The sequence below is a fragment of the Mucilaginibacter frigoritolerans genome, from assembly GCF_007830615.1.
GTDB lineage: Bacteria > Bacteroidota > Bacteroidia > Sphingobacteriales > Sphingobacteriaceae > Mucilaginibacter > Mucilaginibacter frigoritolerans.
The window spans coordinates 22,073-47,615 of the sequence record NZ_VLLI01000008.1 but is presented as its reverse complement, the minus strand read 5'-3'; the positions used below and the strand labels follow the sequence as shown (position 1 = coordinate 47,615).

The following is a 25,543-nucleotide window of genomic DNA, read 5'->3' as shown; positions in this document are numbered from 1 at the left end:
ACTAATAAAATGAATGGAATTGGTGTTTCACCCGGTATATCATTAGGAATTGCCCGCATCCTAAAAACCAATAGCGCTACACTTACCGGAATTTTATTGAATGATGAAGCAGCTATTTTAGCCCATATTAAACATTTTGATGATGCTGTAATCAGTGCCGTGAGTGAGGTAAATGACCTCATCAAACAACATACCAACGCTGATGGCATTGAGATTTTAGAAACCCAGGTTGAATTCTTATCCGACCCACAATTGAGGGATGATGTTGTTGAACAAATAAGCATCCACAAAAAAAATGTAAATGATGCTTTAATTGCATCCATAGCCCAAACGGTACAAACGTTTGAAAGCATGTACGATGAATTCATGCGCGCCAGGGCTGCTGATATTAAAGACATAGGTAACCGCATTTTAAAACACTTAAATAATGCCCCATCAGATCATATTACACCATACGGGCCGGATACCATTGTTATAGCTGAAGACATATCCCCATCAGATACCATAACCATGGATCTGAAACATGTTATAGGCATTGCAACACAAGTTGGCAGCAAAACTTCGCACGCAGCAATCATTGCTAAATCAAAAGGGTTGCCCGCTGTAGTGGGTTGCGGCAATGAACTGGCGATAATAAAAGATGGTGATTTTATTATTTTAGATGGCAGCACCGGCATGGTATTGGTAAATCCTGATCAGCAAACTATTTTAGATTACACTCAAAAAAGGTCAGATTTTGCTGAAAATATTTCGCTATTGAAACAACTGAAAGATGTTGAGCCCATAACTACTGATGGAACAGCCATAATCCTATCGGGAAATATTTCTAATGCTGATGATCTGGATGATGTTTTTGATTATGGCGGCCAGGGTGTGGGCCTGATGCGAACAGAGCTGCTTTTCATGAACCGTAATAGCTTCCCTACCGAAAATGAGCAATTTGATTTTTATAAAAAAACAGCGCTAAAAGCAAAAGGCAAGCCCGTTATTGTACGAACCATTGACATTGGCGGCGATAAACAATTAGCTTACTTTAATCTGCCTGTTGAAGAAAACCCTTTTTTAGGTTACCGCGCAATAAGAATTTGCCTGGACAGGACCGATCTTTTCATTACCCAACTAAAAGCCATTTTAAGGGCTTCCATTTTTGGCGATTTAAAGATCATGTTTCCCATGATAGCCAGCATTCAGGAAGTACGACAGGCAAAAACAATTCTGCAACAGGCCAAAGAAGAACTAGCACAAGCCGGACAAGCATTTAATGATGCCATTGAGATTGGTATTATGATCGAGATCCCATCAGCAGCAATAACGGCCGATTTGCTGGCCACGGAGGTTGATTTTTTCAGCATCGGCACCAATGATCTCTGCCAGTATACCCTTGCAGTTGACAGGATGAACGAAAAAATAAGCCACCTGTATGATCCCTTCAATCCCGGGGTATTGCGCTTAATTGATAACGTGATCTCTCAGGCCAATAAAAACAACATCCACGTGGGTATGTGCGGAGAACTAGCGTCTGATCCGTTGGCAACTTTATTGCTGATGGGCATGGGGTTAAAAGATTTCTCCATGAGCGCTTCGTCCATACCTGCGATAAAACAAATCATCATTAATAACAATCTATCCAAAGCAAAAGAGATATACAACGCCGTATTGGCTATGGATAACTCGGCAGACATTTTAAATTACTTACAGCACACTATTTAATGATATCAAAAGAATACATCATAATGGATTCGCAGGGCATTCATGCCCGCCCGGCGGCATCTCTTATTAAGCTTACCAAAAACTACAAATCAACTTTCGACCTTAAAAAAGATGATAAAACAATCCGGCTAAACAGTATGCTCAATATCCTCTCCATGGGAATTAAAGGCGGCGAAACCATTGCTGTTTTGATAGACGGAGAAGATGAGGTTGTTGCGGCTGAAGCCATTGATACCTTTTTTACAGAACTGGGCAAAATGATAAAAAATTGATAAGACCTATTTATTATGAAAATAACGATCACCAAAAACGAGCAGGAATTTAATATCACCGCAGCATGGCGCATTATTGCCCAGATGCTGGAAAAAAGAAATTCCGTTATCGGTCTTTCTACCGGGCAAACCACTATTGATATGCATGCCATTGTATCCGAAATACATGCCAAGTATCCTTTTGATGTTTCGGACATTACCCTGTTTAATGTGGATGAGCTGACCAATCTTTCAAGAGAATATGCAGGCAGCTGCTACACTATGATCTTGAACCAGATAGCCGGTCCGCTCGGTATCCCCGAAGAAAATTTCATTATGCCTCCTACCCTGTCGGATGATTTTGAGGCTGAATCTGTATTATTTGAAAAACGCCTTGCCGAACGTGGCGGTGCAGACCTACAAATGCTGGGTATCGGCAGTAACGGACACATTGGCATTAACCAGCCGGGCACTCCATTTGAAAGCGAAACCTGGGTATCGCCCATGGATCCCGATTTTGAGGCCCGTGTGCGCCGTGAAACACAGGTACCGCCAGAAACAGAACTGGGCGGATTAACCCGGGGTATTAAAAATATTATGCATACCCGCAAACTGATATTAATTGCAAAAGGCGCCCACAAAGCTGATATTATTGAACAAGCCATACTTGGCCCTGTCAGTATTGATATCCCGGCATCAGTTGTTCAGCTTCACCCCAATTGTGAAATTTTGGTTGATGTTGCCGCCGGTGCAAAAATTGCCGAATATGCTAAAAAGAGAAATTACAACTGGTAATAAAGGCTTTAACCTAAGCCTTATCGCAAACAACAAAGCCGTTTCAATTAAAGGAACGGCTTTTGTTGTTTATGCAATAAAAGGATGGAAAAGGCAATAGAATAAACAGCATTGAAACTTAAGCTGCTAAAACTTTAGACATCAAGGCACTATCACCTTTTGAATCCAGTCTATACAGTCAGAAGGGGAAACTATCGACCAAGAATGTGGATGTCTTGTTCCATCTAACCTATAGCCCTTGCCAAGGGCTGGTATTAATTCAGCATTGTCGTTACCATTTAAATTTAAAAAATTAATCATGGCTGATAAATCTGCTGCATTCATATCATAATAGTCTCGGTTTCGTTCTTTTAGTTGCCACAAGATATCAGGGTCACAATAAAGCCTGATAGGAACTTTTACAAGATATTTTGCATTTCCACCATCTTTTTGTGATCTTGAATACATTGAACGTTTAATGTATTGTTCAGGATATTGGTCGGGTGAACCGCCATAAACTTTATTACAACTATTTACAATCGATTTTGATTCTCTGAGCCCATTCAATCTTCCCGCACTAAGGTTGGCTCTTCCATCGTTCATTGATATGAATCGTTTAGACGTATTATAAAGACCAGCAATGTCAACTGGCGGATCAATGCCAATTACAGCAACAGGAACCAAAAAAGTTTTAGTGCTATCTTCTCTTGATATTTCAGTATATCTCAATGCAAGCATTCCACCACCTGATAATCCACTTAAAATAAATTTATCTTTTGGTACATGGTAAATAGCTGTAATTTCTTTAAATGCTTTGTTTAAGAAGTTTAAAGTTGTGTTATCACCATCAATGTCACCTTTGTTGATAGATAATATTAATGTTAAGATGTGACTTTCTGATGCCAATTGTATTAACTCCTTATTACAGCAAATTACACTTTCTGCTGACTCGCCACTGCTGGGTAGCAAAACCAAAGTACCCTTTATAGGCCCTTTAGGTGGCAAGGAATAATAGTATAAACTATCTGGTGTTACATTATTTGAATAGATATTTTCATTGTCAAAAGGAGCTGGGCTGCTTCTTTTTAAAGAACTTAAATAAGGTTCATCTAAATTCACAAATTGACCATCTAAAAAATGCCCTTCAAGTGACAGTCCTGATTCAAAAGTAATCTTACCCTTACCCTGTAAAACATTATTTACAAAGGAACCACTCAGAATGTCGCCATCATCATTTATTTCACCCTCTCCCTGAAGAATTCCATCATTAAATAAACCTTCAAGAGCGTAATTATTAGGTAACAAATACTTACCCTGACCATTCAATTTGCCTCTTTTTAAATAGCCAATATATTTGCCAACCTCTTTACCGTCTCTGCGCCAAATAACTGTCCCATTTCCATTACCATATCCCTCCGCACAATCTCCTTTCCAAAGAACAGAATCTTTGGGCAAATAATTATAATCCCATATCCGGCATCCTGAACTTTCCGCTTTTACGTATTTCCCTATAGTTTTTTGAGCAAAAGCAGTATAAGTTAATAAACAGATTATTGGAGTAAGAATAAACTTCATGTAGTATTTTATAGGATAGTTAAGGAAGAAGTAAATATCTGATATTAACGGACCTGTAAGAATAGTTTAACTTTATTTAACAAAAGCACATTTGCTAAATAATGCTTTTAATTTCAATGCTGAAAGGTGGGTCTTGGGGGTTGGGATAAATAGGTCAAAAAAGATGTGTAAAGTTAATGAGTTTTCAACTCACATCTTTTTAGGGGAATCTTACATAAACAACAAAGCCGTTCCAATTAAAGAAACGGCTTTGTTGTTTGCAATTATGTATTAAAAATTAGGCTTGTTTACATCCCACCATAAGCGTGTACCGCCATTATCAGGGCCACCTAACAGGTTTACTCCCGCTTTTGCGGCTACCCCATTGCTGGAGTATTCGCTTAAAGGATAAGAAATACGGCGCACCTGTATTTTGGTATCGATAGTACCGCCACTATTATTAATTACTACCGGAAATACTTTAGGATATCCGGTACGGCGAAACTCTGTCCATGCTTCTTGCCCTTCGGGGAACATAGCCAGCCATTTTTGGGTGATGATACGCTCCAGATTGGTTTCATTAGCCGCCGTTGGATCCCATTTAATGGTAATGGCTGAAGATGCAGCAATGTTATTATCTGCATTCAGTGGATCAACGTAATCCGCAGGCTTACTGGTACCATCGGCAATATACGCTGATGCTGCGCTGCCTACGCCATATTGGGTCATAGAGTTTTGTATGCCGGTTTCATAGTCGGTTTGGGCATTGCCTGCACCGTTCCAGCCTCTTAAAGCAGCTTCCGCTTTAAGGAACCATACCTCGGCAGCTGTCATTACCGTTTCTTTGGTTGTAACGGTAAAGGTTGTATTATAGTTATATACCGAGAAGCCCGAATAAAAAGGCTTGGCCGGAACAATTCCTCCCAAACGGATACCAATGTATTGCCCTGCATATTGTGCAGGAAGTGGACCTGGTTGTGTAGGGTCAGTATTTACAGGTAAAAAGTAAACAGGCAGCCTCGGGTCGTTATAGCCATTCATGTATGATGTTATAGTAGCATTCACAGAATTATCAGTATAACTGGCGGTAATTTGCCAGTAATCGTTCTGCCCGGCAACTGCAATCGCAGCCAAATCAGTTGGATCAGACAGTAAACCTCCGGCAGCACTCAAAGCTTTCTCACCCTGAGTTTGCGCGGTGGCAGGGTCCACTTTCACAATATGCATAGCTAACCTTAAACGCAATGAATTGGCAAACTTAAGCCACTTGGTATAATCGCCGCCATAAACCACATCTGAGTTTGCAAATGGTGTAGCACCCGGATGTGCAGCAATATAGCTTTGAAGCGTTGAAGTAGCTGTATCCAATTGCGCAAACATTTGCGTGTAAATACTTTGCTGACTATCATAAGGGATGCTGATTAATGATGTTCCTACCTTGCTATACGGAACCGGACCAAATTTATCCGTTACCCGGTCAATGGCTTCTACTTCCACTATTAACGCAATTGCCCAAAAATCAGGCAGCGAAGTTTTAACACCTGTTGCGGCCAGTTTATTTTTTATGGGACCAATCAGGTTTGTGTAAATACTGTTAAATGCCTCGGAATTCCAGTTATCAACAAAAACATAATTCATGTTATTTAATGTGGTACCGAAAGTTTGCGTAGGGGTGGCGTAACCTGCATAAATATCGGCATTTAAATTCTGTGCCGTTTGATAACCATCGTCGGCAGAATATAATATCTCCTGCTCAAGTGGTATAAATAAGGTTGGAATCTGTAAATTCTTATTAGCAATTCCGGATGGATCGGTATTGTACTTATCAAAGTTTTTGGTGCAATTGGTTAAGCCCAATAAAACTAATGCGCCGAGTATGGCAATACAATAGTTTATCCCGGAATATTTGGTTAATTGATATCTTGTTTTCATTGTTGAAAAAGTTAAAGTGGGATACTTATAAAGTAACATCGAGTTTTAAGCCATAACTGCGTAACGCGGGCTGATTAAATATATCAACGCCACCCAGACCATTGCCCGTTGAAGAGGTAAGCTCAGGGTCAAACGGAGCCTTCTTATAGAAATAGATAAGATTTCTACCTGTTACCGATAGTCTGAAGCTCTTAAATGCACTGTTTTTTAGTGGCAGCGTATAACCCAAATCTGCTTCGCGCAACCTTATCGTGGTAGCGCTGTAAACATATTGGCCTAAAATCGCATTACGACCACCTACTGAAGTATACCAGGTCTGCGCATCAACGGTAGTTATAGATTCTCCGCCGGGGCCAACACCGTTTACTTTTACGCCACCGGCAGTACGTGCATCGCCATAAGCTTTTGAAACGCCATAGTCATCCAGTAATGATTGCATAACTGATACCACCTGGCCGCCAAACTTGCCATCAACCAAAAAGTTAAAAGAGAAGTGGTTATAAGTAAAGCTGTTATTCCATCCCAACTGAAACTTTGGTTCCGGGTTGGCAATTTTCACAAAGTTGGCACTCGCCAATGGTATACCGGCGGCGGTAAGTTCAACCTGGCCCTGTGCATTTTTCACCAATGTTTGTCCGTAGATATCACCAAAAGATCCGCCATTACGAACATATGAACGGTAGCTACTCGAATTAGTTAACTGAACACTATCGATACCGTCTTTTGAGTCGATGTCTATTACTTTATTTATATTTCTGGAAAAGTTAACTGTTGAATTCCATGAAAAATTCTTATTCTGGATCATGTTATAGCCCACTGTAATTTCAACACCCTTATTCTCAATATTACCAGCATTAACATAGCCGGAACCATAACCGGAAGCCGCAGGTGGAGTAACCTGTATTGTTTGGTCAATCGTATTCGTCTTATAATAAGTAAAGCTGAAGCTTAGCTTATCCTGAAAGAAACGCAAATCGGTACCATACTCCTGAGTTTTAGTTCTCTCCGGTTTTAGGGTTGGATATGGTGCAGCCGAATTAAAGGTTACACTGTTTCCACTAGGGTAGTTTACTGGATTAGTTAAATACTGGCCCGGAGAATTACCCACTGACGCGTAACTACCCCTGATTTTGGCATAGGTAATTTCCTGTGGTAAAGTAAACATCTGGTTTAAGATGAATGATAAACCGGCTGAAGGGTAGCTGTAGTGAAAAGCCGAAGTAAATGCCAGCGTTGATGACCAATCAACCCTTTCTGTTAAAGTAAGGTAGGCCCAGTTTTTAAATGATACGTTACCACTGCCAAATATCGATTGGGTTTGATATTCGCTGATGATACCGCCGCTCACGTTACTTCCGTAAGGATTGTTAGCACCAGCCGGGGCAACTTCTATGTTTTGTATAGTAAACAGGTTAGGAACAAATAAACCAAACAGGTAAGGTGATTGTGGATATGGACCGAAAGTAAGGTTATTTGTAGTATTGTCTGTAATGCTTGCACCTACTAATCCATCAACTTTAAAAGGTGATTTATTGGGATTAGGAACGTTAACGCTTACAATCACGTCGGCATATTTTTGTTGCATGGTTTGATTAAAGCCGTTCCAACTGCCGTTACCATTTGGTGCTGCAAGTGGAGCAAGTGTACCGGCATAATATTTCTGGTCGCCGGCATCAACGCTTCTATCCAAGCTTCCACGGGCTTGTACATTCAGCCAGTTATTAATATCATATTTAACGCTTCCGTTCATTAATATACGGTTACGGGAAGCTTCGTTAGGGTTACGGTTAACTATCCACCATGGGTTTTGTTGTATATCTTCCTGGAAAGGCCAGTTTTGTGTAGGTGCACCATTGCTGCCATCAGGACCTTCGTAGTTTTTATATGGAGCGATATTTTGTCCCCGTGGAAATAAGTATAAACCGGTTAAAGGATTTGAATAGTATCCCAGCGCCGGGCTATTGTCAAGTGTTTGGGTAATGTAGCTTACGTTTCCATCAACGGTTAGCTTATCATTTAAAAACTTAGCCGTTTCATGCAGGTTAAAGTTATTCCGGGTTAATTTATTGCCAGGTTCTATTCCGCGTGCTTCAGTATTGGTATAAGAGATATAGGTTTGTGCTATTTCAGATCCACCTGAAAGGCTCAGCGAATTGGTGAAGTTATTTCCGGTTTGAAAAAACTGTTTCAGGTTATCAGGAGCTCCGGAAATAGGCGCACCAAAACTGGTAGTTGCACCGGGAGAGGTTTGCCCATAGCTGTTTTGAAACTGCGGAAAATAAGCCGCCTTATCCATTGATGCAGCAGATGAAAAGTTGATCGTCATCTTGCCTGCTTTTCCTTTTTTAGTTGTTATTAAAATAACACCATTGGCTGCACCGCTACCATACAGTGCCGCAGCTGGGCCACCTTTCAGTACGGTCATGCTTTCAATATCATCAGGATTAAGGTTACCAATGCCATCGCCACCTTCGGGGTTACCGCCATAAGCATCATTAGGCTGACCGGTTGGATTACCGTTGTTTGAAATAGGCACACCGTCAATAACATATAAAGGCTGGTTATTACCATCAAGGGAACGGTTACCACGCAATATTACTTTTGATGAACCACCAATACCTGATGCACTTGGATCAATAGTAACACCGGCAATTTTACCGCTAAGTGAATTTACCAGGTTATCCGTTCTTACATTAGTTAATTCGGAACCCGAAATCTGTTGGGTAGCATAGGTTAATGATTTTTCTGACCGTTTTACACCTAATGCGGTTACCACCACTTCGTTCAGGTTTTTGGCATCGCTGGCCATTTCAACAACCAATTTACCTGTGGTAACAACGGTTACTTCCTTTTTTAAATAGCCGATATAAGTAAACACCAATACGTCACCAGGGTTGGCTGAAATAGAAAACTCGCCATTTACATCCGTTTGTGTGCCTTGTGTGGTGCCTTTTAAACCTACCGTTACACCCACAAGTGGTTGCCCGGTTGCGTCTTTAACAATACCTTTTATGAGGGCAAGGTTATCATTAAAATTAATGACAAAAGACGAGCTGCCTGGCTTGTCTTTGCCGGTTTCCATATTTCCGTAATGGCGTGAGCCGGCCATTGCTGAAATACTGGGAAACAATAAAATTATTAGTAAGATTTTTTTCATTTTTTGTTTAGTTAGTGATTAAGAGTTAGCTTAAAAAATGGGGGTAATTAATTTTCGTTGTTTTACTCATACTTGCTTGTTTTATTAGTTGTTATCTGTTTGTTTTTTTTGATTTGACTGGTTAGATGATCTCGGCAGGCTAATTATATTTTGCCTTTTTAAGGTAAATCAGAACGATCTGTTGCAGATTAACCGTTGCCACAAATCTAATACTACACACATTGTGAGACGATTATCGAGACCCTACAATACCTCTACGCAATGAAAAACATGAATAAGAAGAAGTCCTAACAGCAGGAAAAATGAAGCAGAAATTCAGGATTTTATGGTTTGTTGGCTACAATACCAACAAAGGCGGGGATGGAGCAGACGAAAGGGCTAATTACCAAAACAAATAGCCCGCAAGTAAATACTTGCAGGCTATTTGTTTCAGACCCTTCTTAGTGTTGTCACCAACAAGTATGGCGTACCTTTTATTTAGGCGGATCTAATAAATAGACCGCACTTTAATTTTATTATTTCGATACTTCGGCGCTGCTGTAATTGGCAGGTATCCAAACATATTTTGAGCCATCAGCTTTAACATGACCTATACCCGGAAATGAAATATGATCTGATGCAATCCAATAACCATTTTTTGCAGCATCAGCGAAAGCCTTTTTTCGTGTTTTAGCCGCAGCTGCCGGATCAACATCATACTCAATGGTAACAGCAGGATCAGCAAGCTGAATAGCCGCCGCATGGATAATATCACCCCAGAAAACCAGTTTCTGACCGCGGCTGTTTAGCTCATAAAAAGTATGTCCCGGAGTATGCCCCGCACTGGCAATTGGCATAATACCCGGAAATAGCTCCTGCCCATATTCAAAAGTTTTAACCTTTCCGGCTTTTAAATATGCGCCAACAGAAGCCTCGGCATACTGGTAATAAGGTTTCAATTTTTCGGTGGCGTTACGCTTGTTCTCTTCATTAAACCAAAAATCGACCTCGGGCTTACTGAGGTAAATGGTGGCATTAGGGAAAGTCATTTTAGTACCTTGCATCAGTCCGCCGGTATGGTCTATATGCGCATGAGTTATCAATACCGCATCAATTTGATCGGGAGTATAACCAACGTTAAGCAAACTTTTAGTTAAACGACCCAAACTTGGCCCATAGTTGTCGCTGGTACCAGCATCAATTAATATCAGTTTATTATCTGCTTTAACCAAGTAGGCATTCACCGATGTTTCAACGGTTGTGGGCAGGTAGTTGGCACTTAATAAGTTATTAATTTCATTGGGTTGTGTATTTGTCAGCAATTTAGGCAGCTCTTGTGGTATGGTACCATCAGAGAGTGCAATTACCTGGAAATCGCCTATCTGCATTCTGTAATAGCCGGGTTGCTGCGCATGAGCCGAAAACACCGATAGTATTAAAATAATTAAAATAGTTTTTATTGACTTTTTCATTTTGTATAAAATTTATAAAGCCAAAAGTCACTAATACAGAAAGGATGGCGAAGGACATTTGTCACTTTGATTTTGTGACAAATGTCACATCAGGATTTATATAAACGGCTCAAAGTTTCCCTTGATACACCCAGGTAGGATGCAATAAATGATTTTGGAATGCGGTTAAATAAATTGGGGTACTGGGCTATAAAGTTTTCATAACGATCTTTAGCGCTTCCCATAATCATCATCTGTAATCTTTTTTGGAGAGAAATATATCCCCAGTATGCCTTCACTGATAAAAAATGTTCGTACTTCCACATTTCAACACCTAGTTTTTCACGGTTTTCTAAAGTGAGGGCCAACACTTCACAATCTTCCAAACAATCAATATTAACCGTGGCGGTTGATCGTTTAAAAAAAGCTTCCCTGTCGGTGATCCACCAGTCTTCAGCAGCAAATTGAAAAATGAATTCTTTACCTGTAGCATTATCTGCCACATAAGCTTTGAGGCAGCCTTTTAATACGAAATATTCATATTTAACCGGATCGCCTTCCTGTACTAAAAAAGCATGCTTCTTGATCTTCTTAAACACAAAATGAGACAATATATAAGCAAATTCCTCATCAGACAGAGGGCTTATCGTTTCTATATGATCTTTCAGTAAATGATTCACAGTTATTAATCCTATTTAATAAAATGCCAGCGTTGCGGACGGGCACAAGCCAAATTATTAAATTTATTCTATTAACACTGATTATTCGTTGCTAAACACTGCCTTTAAACACAAAAAGCCTGATAATATGTGATTATCAGGCCCATTGGTATTATAACCTTATTTAAGGTTGCAGCCTAAGCGTTGCCACAGAAATATGGGGCCATTTAAGCGGAGTAATAGGGTTTTCAGGAGGTGCGCCAAATACAGGAAAATCGAGGATTACTGTTTGGGTATATTGCAACTGCAGAAACGTACTTCCATCTTCATTCTTTACCGTTTCAATCCAAAAAATGGCCGATATGGTGCTAGCATTTGCATTAACGTTTACAAAAGGAATATTGGTTATGCCCCCAACATTGGTTGATGCCGGCACATTGCTTACTCCGTCAATCGGATTCGCATCCAATAATATTACCACCGTGCTTATTATATTTTGTCCCTTAATAGCATTTGACAAAATGAGATTCGGGTCCATTATGGCTTCTTTAGGAATACCGGGAGGAGGTGTAGCATTTTTAAGCAAAGCCAGGTAATTTGCACTGGTATCGTTTACCCGCTTGCCATCCACAATGGTAAATGGAGTTGGGTCAGCAAGCTCAAACTGCGGCGGACCGGCAATGGTAAAAGATTTCCCCTGGGCCAGTATAGAATCACCGTGCGGTATTGAGCCAAGGCGTGCAATACTTGGACCTTCCAGCGGGTCTTCTGATTTAACTACATTGAGAAATAAGCCGGTTTCCAAATGAATTCCGTTGTTGCCTACCGGCAGATTTACATCTGATACCTGCTGTAAATAAATAATGCAGCCCCAAAAAACTGATGTCTGCCTGTGCATTCCCCCGGTTAATAATATCACCGTCTATTGCAGAGAAGACCAAAGTTTCTGAAGTTGAATTTAAAATCACCTTGAACTTATCTGGCGGCGGCGGCCCGGGTTTTGCCTGGTTCATATTAGGAACCTCAATCAAATTGAATCCGGTTCCTACCCACGTTCCGGGCAGTGCAGAAATATCACCAAGCGTGGGTGAAGGCGGCTCAACAAAAGCCTCTAGTAAATTTGATTCTTTGGGTGCGATTTTCTTTTCCAGCTTATCCAAGCCTGAAAGGCTTAATAAGTCTAACGGATTTTTTGGTGTTGTTGCCATGGCTGTATTTGAAAGGTTAGGTTGTTTCAATAAATGATGGTTAGAGGCCAACACAAAAGTATTGTATCCCTATTCGTACGTCAACATATTCATTATTTAAGCAATGTAATTGCCATTACATACCTCATCGATATTATCAGATAAACGGAATAGATTTTATCTATTAAGGATATTGAATACGTACGCTACAAATCTGCTGAGTTTGAAGATCACTTTACGTGTAAAGTGTTATGATAATGTGTTTCATATATTGCATGTGTTAGGTTAGGATTTTAATATGAATGTACCTATTTATTTTAACCAAACAAAAAATCTTTCATCTTTTAAATAAACGGATTGACGATGCTATGAAGCATCATCGATCCGTTTATCCCGTTGGGCCTCCTTTTTCCTGGGTTGTTTTGAAGATCCGGGACTGCTGCCAAAACGATAGGTAAAAGTCAATGTAGCTCTTGAGCTTACTGTGCGGCGTTCAAAATCAAGTAACAAATCATCGCTGCTTCTTAAAAATGCCCACTTCCTGCTGTTAAAAATGTCATTGGCATTAAAACTCAGCGAAGCCCTGTTTCCCGGGAAGTCATATTTTGCAGCAGCATCCATGCCAAATGCAGCCCTGTTCTTGTCCTGTACAATCATGTCTGGTGCCCGGTAATCTGCACGAATTTGAAATGATAGTTTTTCCAGCAACGTTATATTATTGGTCACATTTGCATTCCAACTAAGGCTTGTATTTTGGGTAATACCGAATTGAGGTGCTGCATCATTATCCCGCTCATAAATATTAGCATTAGCGATAAAATCCCATCCTTTAACTACATCAAAATGACCAATCAGTTCAAGCCCCGTAGTAGTGGAGCGTTTTAGATTTTGAGCAGTGGTGATCACTATACCATCAACAGGATCACTCTCAATATGTTTTATTACATTGTTAATCCTGTTGTAATAAAGGCCGGATGTAAAGGAAATATTTTGCCAGGTTTTGTTGTACCCTAATTCTAAAGAATTAATGCTTTCTGGTGTTAAACCCGGATTCCCTCTTTCATAATTTACGGGATCGGAGAAATCGGTAGCGGAATTCAGTTCCCGCGCCGTTGGCCGTGAAACGCGGTTGGTAAACGTAAATTGCAACTCACTGTTGTTTTCGAGTTTTTCAGTCAGTAAAACACTCGGGTATAAACCCACACTGGGTACTTTTACGGGTTCTGCAAATAAGGCATTGTTTGCGTCATAACTCATAAAGGTAGCATTGAGGTGGCTGTCTTCGGCCCTTAAACCAATCTGGTAACCGAAATCGGCAATCTTATCCTGATAATTTACATAAACGGCATGCACCTGGTTATTGCTGCTAAAAAAACTGGTAAAAGCATAAACCGGGGCGGTTGCTGTACCTGTAACACTATAAGCATACTGATTATTATTTCCCAGCGTAATCTGGCTGCGATAACCGGCTGAAAACTGCCCTGCTTTACCAACAGGTAAAACATAATCTGCCTGTACGTTATAATTGGTAGCCTTATTTCTGATGTCACTTATCAATGGGGTGTCAATTGGAGGGGCTGGTTGTCCATTAATGGCGTATTGGTGGGTTTCATATTCCTGCCAGTTCCGAAAACTGCCGTAGGCAAATGAAAAGTTAAATGTCAGCTCTTCCTTGGGCTTTTTAAAATGTTGATCGTAATCCAGATCCAGCTCATAACTGTTGCCATTATTATTGGTGGTATTATAGCGATTACTGGATTGTAAAGGAGCTCCGTTTAACGCCAGGTTATCAATACTTAAAACCTCATCCCGATGGGTGTTGCGTGTATTTAAACTTCCGGAAATACCTATTGTGCTTTTGGGTGTCAGCAAATAATCAATACCACCCTTTAAAAACTGGATCTTGTTGCGGGTAACCGACGGAAATGTTTCGTTGGAATAGCGGATGGAATCTGTCGGCTTTAAAAATGTCATGTACTGAAAACCATTGCTATAGGTATTCCCATTTTTAATGCTGTAGTTTCCATACAAGTTTACCTTACCACTTTGGTAACTCAGGTTAGCACTGCCGTTATAGTTATCACGCGTACCGCCGCCAAGGTTAACCGAGCCGTTTAGCCCTGGTCTGCTATTTTTTTTCAGGATGATATTGATAATACCCTCACCATTAGCATCGTATTTGGCCGATGGATTGGGAATTACCTCTATAGTTTCAATAACGCTAGCAGGTATGGATTGAAGAATCTGGCTAACATCACCATCTGCAATAACAGATGGTTTGCCATCAATCAGTACCTTAACGCCAGCAGATCCCCGCAGACTTACATTACCATTGCCGTCGATTTGCAGGGTGGGCACATTCTGTAGCAAATCGGCCGCATTACCTCCCTTACTTACCAGGCTCTGATTAACCGAAAATACTTTTTTGCCATCGATATTTTGTAAAGCATCTTTTTTAGAAGTAACGACAACCTCTTTCAGCGAATTGCTTTTTGAGGTGTTCATCAACAAATCGCCTAAATTTAAATTGCCGGTAGTCGGACTAGCTGTAACATCCGCTTTAAAAATATCCTGATAGCCAACATAACTTATCCGCAATGTAAACGTACCTGGAGGCAGGCTTTCCAAAACGAAATTTCCATTGATATCTGTTTGCGTTGCCTTAACCGTGGCTTTGGTACGCTGATCGGTTAAAGCAACCGTCGCATATGCAACATTTTCATGTGTTAAAGAATCTTTAACACAACCTGTTACTCTTCCGCTAACCTGACCATATGCTGCGGCTTTAAATAGCAACAATAGTATGGTGGCCGCTATATTTAGTTTCACTAATTTCATGGCATTATTCAATCGGGCTGTTTTGTTGCACGGGTATAAAAACAGTACGCTTTTCCCAGGTCAATGAAAATCCATCAGGAGCAATTTTATAAACCAGCATTTCCTGCACTGTATCCTGGGGCTGCGTGTTTACATTCACACGGATCTGATCCTGGGTTTTATCATATTTGAATGCCCCCCACTGATTGGGCACTTTGTTAAAAATGGCAACCCATTGTCCGGTCTTGCCGGGGATAAGGAAAAACCCATATTTTCCGGCGGGCAATAACTGGTTGCCAACTAATAGGTACTTATCTGTTTGAAAGGTTGTAGCCTCATTGGCTCCAGCCCGCCATACGGTATCATAAGGCACCAATGCGCCCCATATTTTGCGGCCCTTAACCGATGGGCTGCTATAGTTTATAGTAATGGTAGCTTTATTGATCATTCCGGTTACAGATTCGGGCGGACTGATCCTAGGTTTGTTGTGCTGCGCATAAACCGGAACCGATAGCGTTAAGCCTAATAAAAGCAAGATGGTGTTGATGATTTTTTTCATGATTTGATTTTTTTGATAATCAAAACTGTTATTTGCAAACAGGTTTAAATAATCAATTCGGCAGGCTGGGTTATATTTCCAACAATAGAGGCTATTTATTCGGCAACGTGGATTTTATACCGTTTCAGGCATCCATCTGATTTTTTTGGGTAATTGCAGAGAATATCCCCTTAACTACATAAAGGAATGCCCGAAAACAGAAAAGGTTGGTACTTTTGAATATGACTGGATAATGCCGGTTGGTGGCAAGCTGGTTCATCGCCCTAAAAAATAAAAACGCTAATGGACATAACGAGATACAAACCGGGTATTATTCAGCTCCAGGTGCTGATATGGGTAGCCGTGCTGTTATTGATCTTTTTTTCATTGCTGCCGATGGATGGCTGGCAAAAGTCAGTGATATACACCGTTGTTAATACCCTATCCTACGCTATCATAATTTATGGAAACATCCTGATTTTGTACCCGGCACTTTACCAAAAAAAGAGTTTTGTTTGGTATGGCATAACGGTAATACTTTTTTTGATTGTAACAGGAGTTTTAAGGGGATATGCATCCATCATACTTTACCAGCATTTCTTACTGATAAAGCCGTTCCCATTAAATTTGCTTATGCTGCTTGGCTATGTACCCGGCGGCGTGCTCATCTATGTGCTTAGCCTGGTGTTCCGTATTGCCATTGCTTATTTCACTTTAAAGCAGCAAACCGAGGAAATTCTTTTGCAAAAAAGCCAAGCCGAACTGAACTTACTCAAATCGCAGGTGCAGCCGCATTTTCTTTTCAATGTGCTCAATAATATTTATTACCGGGTTTATAAGGTTGATCCGCTTTCGGCGGGTTTGATAGAGCGCCTGTCAGACATTATGCGTTATTTTGTTGATGAAAGTCCAAAAGAGGTGGTACCAGTTGCTACGGAAGTGGCCTTTATTGAAAATTACATGGCGCTCGAAAAAATCCGCATTCGCCACGGGGCAAGCATCGATTTTGAGAAAACGTATAATCCAGAACTCCGCATTCCGCCGATGCTGTTGATGACCTTTGTAGAGAATATCTTTAAGCACGGTATAGATAAATCGTTAAAGCAAAACCAGGTACACATTTCATTGATACAGCAAGATGGGTACCTGCTTTTTAAAACCAGCAACCGCCGGGTTGATCCCGTAACGGGCGATCAACCCGGCGGTTTCGGCATAGCCAATTTAACCAAACGGCTCAGTATGTTATATGGTACAAAATTTGAACTTACTATTGATAGCGAGGGCGAATTGTATACTGCCTTTTTAAAAATCCCGGTCTGATGAATTTAAGCTGCATAATTATTGATGATGAGCCGGACGCCATTGATCTGGTAGAACTGCTGATTGGACAAAGTACCACATGGACGGTAAAAGCGAAGTGTTATGACGCGCTTGAAGCGCTGGCCTTTTTAAAAACTAATCCGGTTGATTTTATTTTTCTGGATATTAACATGCCCAAACTCTCGGGTATGGAGCTGGCTTCTTTATTACCACACCAAACTAAAATTGTTTTCACTACTGCTTATTCGGAGTATGCGGTAGAAAGTTATGCTTTTCAAACCATTGACTATCTGCTGAAACCCATCACCCTGAAACGTTTCCTGGCATCGGTGCAAAAAATAGAACACTATTTTTCCAAGTATGAACCTGAACAACTGCTGAACCCGGAACAGAGCCAGGAATTCTTTTTTGTAAAATCAGGGAAGACGCTCAGGAAAATAGTACTGAAGGAAATTCAATATTTTGAAGGAGAAAAAGACTATGTACGGCTGGTTAAAGGAGAGGAACAATTGCTGATTTACCGCCGCTTAAAGGACATTGAAGAGCAATTGAAATTGCCCTTTATCAGAGTGCATAATTCTTATATCGTCAACTATGAGCAGCTTAGCAAAATGGAGGATAACCATATTTATATTGCCGATAAACGGATCCCGGTAAGTGAAAAATTCAGGGAGCGGTTTATGGAAGTCATCAATAAAAATAAGTTTTGAGGTGTGTTGTCCCGTCCCACTAATATATGACACACAAAGAGACAGCCGGGCTAAACAAAACAGGCGATCACTGTAAATCAATAAATTAGCGTAACGAATGGGCTAAGCTGGGACAACGTGGGCTAAAAATTTGCAGACGGAGCCCAATTAACATTCGTTAACACTCTTTAGTACTCCATTAACAAACATCCGCAGGCTTACCCAATAGCTTTGTCTCCATGAAATAATTAGGGTATTGATTCTTATACCCTGAAATACATTTCACAGATAGGGATTCATCAATATTAAAAATCAAAAAACTCAAATGAAAATTTACATTTTTATCATCGCGCTAAGCATCTGTAGTATCAGTGTTAAAGCGCAGAAAGATTCATCGGCAATGCCTGCTGAACGGTATATGATGCCTGATGGTAGTTTTATTTCGAAAGACAAAGTCGACAGCGTAAGCAAAGCCTGGAACGGCGCATTATGGTTAGCACACATGGAAAGCGACAGGGCACAGGGAATTTTGCACCTGGTACACTTAACCGATGCTGACATGAAGCAAATGGACGAAAAAAATGCTAAAGATGAACTGATTGTAAAAGCAATGATCAACAAACCCGCTGCAAATTTTGATTTAACAGATCTGCAGGGAAAGAAATGGTCACTAGCTGCACTCAGAGGCAAAGTAGTGGTGCTTAACTTTTGGTACACCTCGTGCCCGCCTTGTTTAGAAGAAATGCCGCAGCTTAATGAGCTTACTAAAATGTATACTGCCGATAAAGTAGTTTTCCTGGCGCTAACCTTTAATGATGTGCAAAAGGTTCAATCATTTCTGCAATCGCATCAATTTGATTACACCATACTTCCTGATTCAAAGGTAATTGACCAGCAATATAAAGTTAGTGGATGGCCAACCAGTTTGGTGATCAACAAAAAAGGTATTGTAACATTTGCCACCAACATCAGCCCTGATATTAAGCATGATCTGTCGGCAGCCATCAATGCAAATCTGTAGGCCTTAAACAAATAGCTTATCTTTGAAGAGTATAAAATAATGCCGCCGGAATGAAAAAAAGACTTAGCTTTTTACTTTTTATTGCTGCGCTTACAGCCGGTGGCATTATCTTGTTTCAATGTTATTGGGTATATAACACTTATAAAGCTGGGGAGCAAAACCTTAACAGGCTATTGTTAAATGCACTTCAAAAAAGCGTTGAAAACTACCATGTACAACAAAGCGACTTGCCTGCAACCCTAAAATTGCCATCACCTTATTTATCGGTTTTGGAAACGAGCCCGGTAGATACAGACAAGACTTTAAAGGTAGTTTTTGGAGATATTAAACATACGCCATCTATCGCAAAAATAGAGCAGGTACCGGTTAACCCAGAAAATTTGCAGCGTGTTAAAGCAATGCTGGCCGCCACGCAGTTTATGTCGGCAACGCTGATGAATAATACACAGCTTAATACATTAAAGGCTATTTTTAAAAACGAACTGGGAAGAAACAACATTGAGTTGCCATTCAATTTAGTGCTTTTAAAACCCGAGCAAAAACTTCCGCATAATAAAATAGCTGCTTATATAAATTATGCTAAAAACAGCCCTATAGTAGAAGCTGTTTTTAGCAATAAAGGGCAGATGCTTCTTGTTCAAAATATTGTACCGGCCGTTATTTCCCTAATACTTATTATGCTTTCTGCGGGCAGTTTATGTTATATGTGGATCATCATCCGCAGGCAAATGCGGTTGGACGATATCAAAAATGATTTCATCAGCAATATTACGCATGAACTCAGAACCCCTATCTCCATTTTAAAATCAACAAACGAAGCATTGTCCAGGTACGGCGGTATCGGGGAGCCCGAAAAGGCAGAACGTTACTTAAAAATAAATACGGTAATATTAGATAAGCTGGACCATAATGTTGACCGTATCCTGGATATTACAAGATATGAAAGCGGTGACAAATTGGCCAGACCAATTGAGGTAAACATTAATGAAATCATTTACGCAGGTATTGAGAAGTTTACACTTGACGGAAAAAACAATATCGAATTTCTAAATCCATCAGCCATAAAGGAAGTGCTCACTGATAGCTACATGATAGATACTATCATCTCCAATTTAGTGGATAATGCTATCAAATATGGAGGCGAAAATGTAAAGGTTACCATCACAATTAACTCATTTGAAAAGGGCTGGGAGTTAACTATCACGGATGATGGCCCCGGAATTGACCAAAAATATTTACCATTTATTTTTGATAAGTTTTATAGGGTGCCATCAGGTAATTTGCACGAGGTTAAAGGCTATGGCCTTGGCTTAAGTTATGTTAAACAATTGGTGGCTAGCTTAAATGGTATTATTTCAGTTAAAAGCATGCCAAATTCAGGCACTACCTTTACTATTAAATTCCCAGAGAGATGAATGAGATAAAAGTATTGCTGGTAGAAGATGAGGCCGTTTTGGCTTCAATAGTTAAAGAAACTTTGGATGCCAGGGGTTTTGAATTGACTATTGCTGCAAATGGCGTTGAAGGCTGGGGCCTTTTTAACACCAATAAACCCGATGTATGTGTAGTTGATGTAATGATGCCGCGCAAGGATGGATTTTCACTGGTTGAAGACATACGCAAAGTTGATATCATGGTACCTATTATTTTTCTGACGGCAAAAACGCAAACGGCCGACGTGATAAAAGGATTTGAAACCGGCGCGGATGATTATATGAAAAAGCCTTTCAGCATGGAAGAATTGATATTAAGACTGAAAAGCCTGAATCGCAGAAGGAATTTACCTGAATCATCTATGAATGCTTCTTCATCCGTCGCGACAACTAACCAAATTGGGAGCCTTAATTTTAACTATCACCGTCTTGAATTAATTGATTGCGGCAAAGCAATCAGCCTTTCACAACGTGAGGCTGATCTCCTCAAATTACTGCTCGACAATAAAAATAGCCTATTAGACAGAAAAACAGCTTTGCTAAAAATATGGGGTGAAGATAATGCCTTTAATGCCCGCAGCATGGATGTTTATATTACCCGACTCCGCAAATACCTGGTGAATGATAGCTCTGTCCAGATATTAAATATCCGTGGATTTGGTTATAAATTGATTGATTAGCTCCGCACCTTTTTAAACTCTCCTGGCTATAAACATCTTGTTTCCATTATTTTACCGGAGATGATTAAATATTTATAAATTTGAGATGCTATCCAGCCGGATATGCATCCAACCCTAAGTAAATGAGGAGAGTTTTCTCTGCTATAATTTTTATAGCACTTTTTTTATTTGTATTACCGCAGCTATATGCACAGAACCAAACTGTAACTAACGGCGAGGCTACGGCAACCGTAAATTTTACAGGCTCTGGCTGTACTTATAATTGGGTAAATAGCAATCCTACTATCGGTTTGCCTGCAAGCGGTATGGGGAATATCGCATCATTTACAGCTGTAAATACAGGGAATACGCCAATTACGGCAACAATTACTGCTACGCCTGTAGCAACCGGGTTTGCTTATGTAACCAATTTTAATAATGGCACACTTACTATAGTCAATACCGCAACAAATTCATTTGTCACCAACATTAATGTAAATACAACTCCAGAGGGCATATCGGTAAGTCCTGACGGCACAAAGGCTTACATAACCAACGAAGGGATAAACACGGTTTCCGTTTTTAATGCGGCAAACAACTCTCTGCAAACTACTATACCCGTTGGAAACACTCCATGGGGTATATGCACCAGCCCCGATGGTAATTTGGTATACGTGGCTAACAGTGGCGCAAATACCCTGTCGGTTATCAGTACGGCAAGCAATATGGTGGTTAACACCATAACCGTAGGTACAGCACCATGGGATGTAGTTACAAGCCCGGATGGCAAACAGGTGTATGTAACTTGCGGAAATGGCACCATCACAGTGGTCAACGCCACTACTAATACTGTTTCGGGCAACATTCCCCTTAACGCTGGTTCAGTACCGCATAGCATATGTGTAAGTCCAGATGGGAGCAAGTTATACGTGGCTAACAGCAACTCGCAAAGTGTTTCAGTAGTTAGCCTGGCAACAAACACCGTAGTGAGTAATATCAGCGTAGGATCTGTTCCTTATGGCATGTGCGTAAGTCCCGATGGCAGCAAATTGTACGTTGCCAATAATGCATCCAATAATATTTCAGTTGTTAACTTAGCTAATAATAGTGTAACAGCCATACCCATAGGCAGCCCGCAGGGAATATCACTAAGTGCCGATGGAAGTATATTGTATGCTACTAATAGTACTGATAATCAATTATGGATCATCAATACAGTAACCAACGTAGTGGAATCAAAAATCACTACGGGGGAATTCCCTACTTCTTTAGGAAATTTCGTTTCCAGCAGCGGGTGTAACGGAATACCTATAACGGCTACAATTACCGTAAACCCAACACCTCCTCCATCTATAGTGGAAACCGGCACTTTATCATCCTTAACAACAGTTTACGGCACACCTTCACTGGCAGAAAGTTTTAACGTTTCAGGTATAAGTATTACCGGTGGGATTTTAATAACTCCGCCACTAGGTTTTGAGGTTAGTACAGATGGAATCAACTTTAATACCACAGCAACTATTAGCGGTACCGGAAGTATTTCGGGACAGGTATACATCAGGCTTGCAGCCACCACGCCTGTGGGTAATTATAGCGGCAATATTGTATTAAGCAGTACTAATGCAACCAGTATAAATATTGCAATACCAACCAGTACAGTAAGCCCAGCCCAATTAACCATTACTGCCGATAATATCACCAAATCTGATGGCACCGTTAACCCGCCTTTAACCATAACTTACAGTGGTTTTGTAAATCGTGATGGGCCGGCACAACTTACTACCCAAGCAATTGTACTTACCACGGCAACAACCCAATCACCGGTTGGACAGTATCCCATTACGGTAAGCGGGGCAGCTTCTCCTGATTATACTATTACGTATATCCCGGGAGTATTAACAGTAATAGTTTCAGCAATTAAAATCCCTGATACTTTTACGCCAAACGGCGATGGCATAAACGATACCTGGGAGATACATGACCTCGAATACTATCCTAAATCTACCGTCAATATCTTCAACCGCTGGGGACAGAAGCTGTATTCATCCATAGGATACCCAATTCCCTGGGATGGTAGATACAATGGAGCAGCATTACCTACAGGAACTTATTATTATATTATCGATCTAAAAAACGGGCAGGCCGTTATTTCGGGTTGGGTGGCTATTATTAAGTAAAGTAAAAAGTGTCATTTCTTATTTTATAGGCACATCATACAACCTGGCAATAAAAAACAACTCATATATAATAAACACAATAACCAAAATGAGATGAAATTTGGGATTTTTAACCTTTATGCCATTTAAACAAAGTATAATCAGTATTAAATTTCTGACAGGCACTTCCCATCCTAAACGGAAGAAATAATCCTTACCCTTAATAAGTGTATCAAAAATATCGGCAATAAAGGCAACTGATAATAAGCCGAAAAACCATGTCTTTCTGGAGAAAAAGTAATCCTTATAGTCTTTATAATCATTAATATCATCGGGGTACAATATGGTACATATCACATAATAATTGGTAATGTACAGCACTATAAAAAAGTAGGCGAAAAAATACCATTGAGCAATTTCAGCCAACCGGAGTTCCCACCACCAAAAATGAATAAGTGTTAAGTACATGTATATTACCCATAGCAAATGGGTAATATAAGGTTTCACCCTATTAGGGTGCTGTATAAACTTTACTGTACCCCTTAATAAATGAGCTATACTAAAACTAAGTGTTATAGCAATTATATACTTAATGTGATTGAATACTTCCATAAAAATCAGAAATTGCAGCTGTATAAATTCTATTTAGATATATCTCTAATTAAACGACATCAATAATTAGTTAAATAAATTTAAGAAAAAAGAAAGATTTGCTCAGTGGTATTCCCACTAAAATAAATCACTCGTCTCCACTTTACACAATGTCATTTTTTATCAATGATCTGCATTTATTGATTTTTATGCGATAAACTTGCGTAATGAAGAAAATCGGTGAATTGAATTTGTTCAGAGCGTTCCGCAGTTTAAATTATACCCTCTATTTTATTGGCCGGTCAGTTTCGCAATTTGGCACATGGATGCAGCGCACTGCCGTAGTTTGGGTGGTGTACTCCATTACACACTCCGCCTTTTTACTTGGGGTTACCATTTTTGCCGAACAATTTCCTTCATTTATATTCTCCATTTTTGGCGGTGTAGCTGCTGATCGTTACGACAGGTACAAGATCATCAAGATTACCCAAATTACCTCCATGATACAGGCGGTGTTGTTAGCTATATTGATATACACAGGGCATACGGCAGTATGGGCAATTCTTGTTCTAAGTGTAATTTTAGGCATCATTAATGCCTTTGACGTACCCGCCCGGCAAGCTTTAGTTAATGAAGTGGTTGCCGATCCGGCTGATCTTCCGAATGCTTTATCCCTTACTACCGCCATGGCTAGCCTGGCGCAGTTGTTAGGACCAGCCCTATCAGGTATTATCCTTAATGTATTTGGCGCGGCGGTGTGTTTTCTGATTAATGCCGCAAGCTTTGGAGGGGTTATTATTTCGCTACTACTAATGAAATTGCCGGCCCATATACCCAAAAATTCAAAGAAAAAAATTACGACAGAATTTATTGAGGGCTTTGCCTACCTTAAAAAAGCACCCGATATTGGTCTTATCATCTTAATGCTTGCCATTGTGAGTTTACTGATGCTGCCTTATAACACCGTTTTGCCCGTATTTGCCAAGGTTGTTTTTAAAGGCGATGCCTCCACTTTTGGTTACATTACCAGCTTTATTGGCATAGGCGCGGTAACCGGCACTATCTTCCTGGCTTCACGCAAACCTGGTACTGGTTTAAAAATGATCTTATTTTTAAGCACCATTGTTATGGCTGTGGGGCTGATTGGTTTTTCGCAGATAAAGAATTTTCCATTAGCTATGTTTTTTGCAGCATTAGCCGGTTTTGGAGGTATTGCTCAGTTTACGGTTTGCAATATCTATGTACAGTCCGAATCAGCACCTCACATGCGCGGCAGGGTCATTAGCATTTTGCTGATGGCCATTTTCGGTATGATGCCAATAGGCAGTGTTTTGGTTGGGGCTGTTTCGCAGCATATCGGCGCCCCGGCAACGGTATTGGGTCAGGGTATTATAGGGATTGTTATAGCCCTCATCTTCGCAAAGTTTTTAACCGGACGAGAGAAAAATCCGATTTCAAAAGATATAGATCCGGGCGTAACCGAAGAAGTTATTACGGAAGGTTTGTAATAGAATTATTTCCTATATGTAGATTGGTAGTTCATTTATGTTTTAGTCTGAAATGTAAATATTTCAAACGGCCTTATTTTAAATGAAGAAATACCTATAATCGCATAAACAATGTCTTCTCCTTTTCATTTTACAGCTGGGCAAAAAAAATTATTAT

At 40.2% G+C, this 25,543-nt stretch carries 20 protein-coding genes; 10 read left to right on the top strand and 10 right to left on the bottom strand.

Annotated elements, in window-relative coordinates:
* Window positions 1-9 precede the first annotated feature (9 nt).
* The 3 genes from ptsP to JN11_RS13965 are packed head-to-tail and all read left to right on the top strand — an operon-like array spanning window position 10 to window position 2,756.
* Window positions 10-1,710 (top strand): phosphoenolpyruvate--protein phosphotransferase, encoded by a 1,701-nt coding sequence (ptsP, locus tag JN11_RS13975; protein ID WP_144913501.1) that lies wholly within the window; start codon window positions 10-12, stop codon window positions 1,708-1,710.
* Entirely contained in the window at window positions 1,710-1,982 is a 273-nt protein-coding gene (locus JN11_RS13970; RefSeq protein ID WP_144913499.1) for an HPr family phosphocarrier protein, read from the top strand. Before ptsP ends, JN11_RS13970 begins: the two co-directional genes overlap by 1 nt.
* 15 nt (window positions 1,983-1,997) lie before the next feature.
* Entirely contained in the window at window positions 1,998-2,756 is a 759-nt protein-coding gene (locus tag JN11_RS13965; RefSeq protein WP_144913497.1) for a 6-phosphogluconolactonase, read from the top strand.
* A 141-nt stretch (window positions 2,757-2,897) separates the two neighbouring features.
* Here the strand turns inward: JN11_RS13965 and JN11_RS13960 are convergent, their stop codons facing one another.
* From JN11_RS13960 to JN11_RS13920, 9 genes are all read right to left on the bottom strand, one after another.
* A complete protein-coding gene (locus JN11_RS13960) occupies window positions 2,898-4,310 on the bottom strand; it encodes an MORN repeat-containing protein (protein WP_144913495.1) in 1,413 nt (470 codons plus the stop codon).
* A gap of 270 nt (window positions 4,311-4,580) precedes the next feature.
* On the bottom strand, window positions 4,581-6,221 hold the full coding sequence (locus JN11_RS13955; RefSeq protein ID WP_144913493.1) for a SusD/RagB family nutrient-binding outer membrane lipoprotein: 1,641 nt from the start codon (window positions 6,219-6,221) through the stop codon (window positions 4,581-4,583).
* A 25-nt stretch (window positions 6,222-6,246) separates the two neighbouring features.
* Window positions 6,247-9,378: a SusC/RagA family TonB-linked outer membrane protein gene (locus JN11_RS13950; protein WP_144913491.1), complete on the bottom strand. Its 3,132-nt coding sequence runs from the start codon at window positions 9,376-9,378 to the stop codon at window positions 6,247-6,249.
* A gap of 515 nt (window positions 9,379-9,893) precedes the next feature.
* A complete protein-coding gene (locus JN11_RS13945; RefSeq protein ID WP_144913490.1) occupies window positions 9,894-10,829 on the bottom strand; it encodes an MBL fold metallo-hydrolase in 936 nt (311 codons plus the stop codon).
* 89 nt (window positions 10,830-10,918) lie between these two features.
* Window positions 10,919-11,488, bottom strand: coding sequence for a Crp/Fnr family transcriptional regulator (locus tag JN11_RS13940; RefSeq protein WP_144913488.1), 570 nt, complete (start codon window positions 11,486-11,488; stop codon window positions 10,919-10,921).
* 163 nt (window positions 11,489-11,651) lie between these two features.
* The gene (locus JN11_RS13935) at window positions 11,652-12,299 is read right to left on the bottom strand and encodes a heme-binding protein (RefSeq protein ID WP_246139019.1); all 648 of its coding nucleotides are present in this window, start codon (window positions 12,297-12,299) and stop codon (window positions 11,652-11,654) included.
* A complete protein-coding gene (locus tag JN11_RS13930) occupies window positions 12,241-12,675 on the bottom strand; it encodes a hypothetical protein (RefSeq protein ID WP_144913485.1) in 435 nt (144 codons plus the stop codon). Before JN11_RS13930 ends, JN11_RS13935 begins: the two co-directional genes overlap by 59 nt.
* Before the next feature lie 345 nt (window positions 12,676-13,020).
* Window positions 13,021-15,492 (bottom strand): outer membrane beta-barrel family protein, encoded by a 2,472-nt coding sequence (locus JN11_RS13925; RefSeq protein ID WP_144913483.1) that lies wholly within the window; start codon window positions 15,490-15,492, stop codon window positions 13,021-13,023.
* 4 nt (window positions 15,493-15,496) lie between these two features.
* A complete protein-coding gene (locus JN11_RS13920; RefSeq protein ID WP_144913481.1) occupies window positions 15,497-16,030 on the bottom strand; it encodes a DUF2911 domain-containing protein in 534 nt (177 codons plus the stop codon).
* 282 nt (window positions 16,031-16,312) lie between these two features.
* On the opposite strand from JN11_RS13920, the gene JN11_RS13915 reads away from it, so the two are divergent.
* The 6 genes from JN11_RS13915 to JN11_RS13890 all read left to right on the top strand — a co-directional run bounded on the left by JN11_RS13915 (window position 16,313) and on the right by JN11_RS13890 (window position 23,308).
* Window positions 16,313-17,329: a sensor histidine kinase gene (locus JN11_RS13915; protein WP_144913480.1), complete on the top strand. Its 1,017-nt coding sequence runs from the start codon at window positions 16,313-16,315 to the stop codon at window positions 17,327-17,329.
* Window positions 17,329-18,039, top strand: coding sequence for a LytR/AlgR family response regulator transcription factor (locus tag JN11_RS13910; RefSeq protein ID WP_144913478.1), 711 nt, complete (start codon window positions 17,329-17,331; stop codon window positions 18,037-18,039). Before JN11_RS13915 ends, JN11_RS13910 begins: the two co-directional genes overlap by 1 nt.
* A 304-nt stretch (window positions 18,040-18,343) precedes the next feature.
* A complete protein-coding gene (locus JN11_RS24930) occupies window positions 18,344-19,039 on the top strand; it encodes a TlpA disulfide reductase family protein (protein ID WP_144913477.1) in 696 nt (231 codons plus the stop codon).
* Between the two features lie 50 nt (window positions 19,040-19,089).
* Entirely contained in the window at window positions 19,090-20,454 is a 1,365-nt protein-coding gene (locus JN11_RS13900; protein WP_144913476.1) for a sensor histidine kinase, read from the top strand.
* The gene (locus JN11_RS13895; protein WP_144913474.1) at window positions 20,451-21,152 is read left to right on the top strand and encodes a response regulator transcription factor; all 702 of its coding nucleotides are present in this window, start codon (window positions 20,451-20,453) and stop codon (window positions 21,150-21,152) included. Before JN11_RS13900 ends, JN11_RS13895 begins: the two co-directional genes overlap by 4 nt.
* Window positions 21,153-21,274: 122 nt before the next feature.
* The gene (locus tag JN11_RS13890) at window positions 21,275-23,308 is read left to right on the top strand and encodes a T9SS type B sorting domain-containing protein (RefSeq protein ID WP_144913472.1); all 2,034 of its coding nucleotides are present in this window, start codon (window positions 21,275-21,277) and stop codon (window positions 23,306-23,308) included.
* Between the two features lie 18 nt (window positions 23,309-23,326).
* Here JN11_RS13890 and JN11_RS13885 read toward each other — a convergent pair whose 3' ends face one another.
* Entirely contained in the window at window positions 23,327-23,899 is a 573-nt protein-coding gene (locus JN11_RS13885) for a hypothetical protein (protein WP_211360763.1), read from the bottom strand.
* A gap of 206 nt (window positions 23,900-24,105) precedes the next feature.
* Between JN11_RS13885 and JN11_RS13880 the strand changes: the two genes are divergently transcribed.
* Window positions 24,106-25,386 carry an MFS transporter gene (locus tag JN11_RS13880; RefSeq protein WP_144913471.1) on the top strand — a complete coding sequence of 427 codons (1,281 nt, stop codon included), beginning with the start codon at window positions 24,106-24,108 and terminating at the stop codon, window positions 25,384-25,386.
* Window positions 25,387-25,543 lie beyond the last annotated feature (157 nt).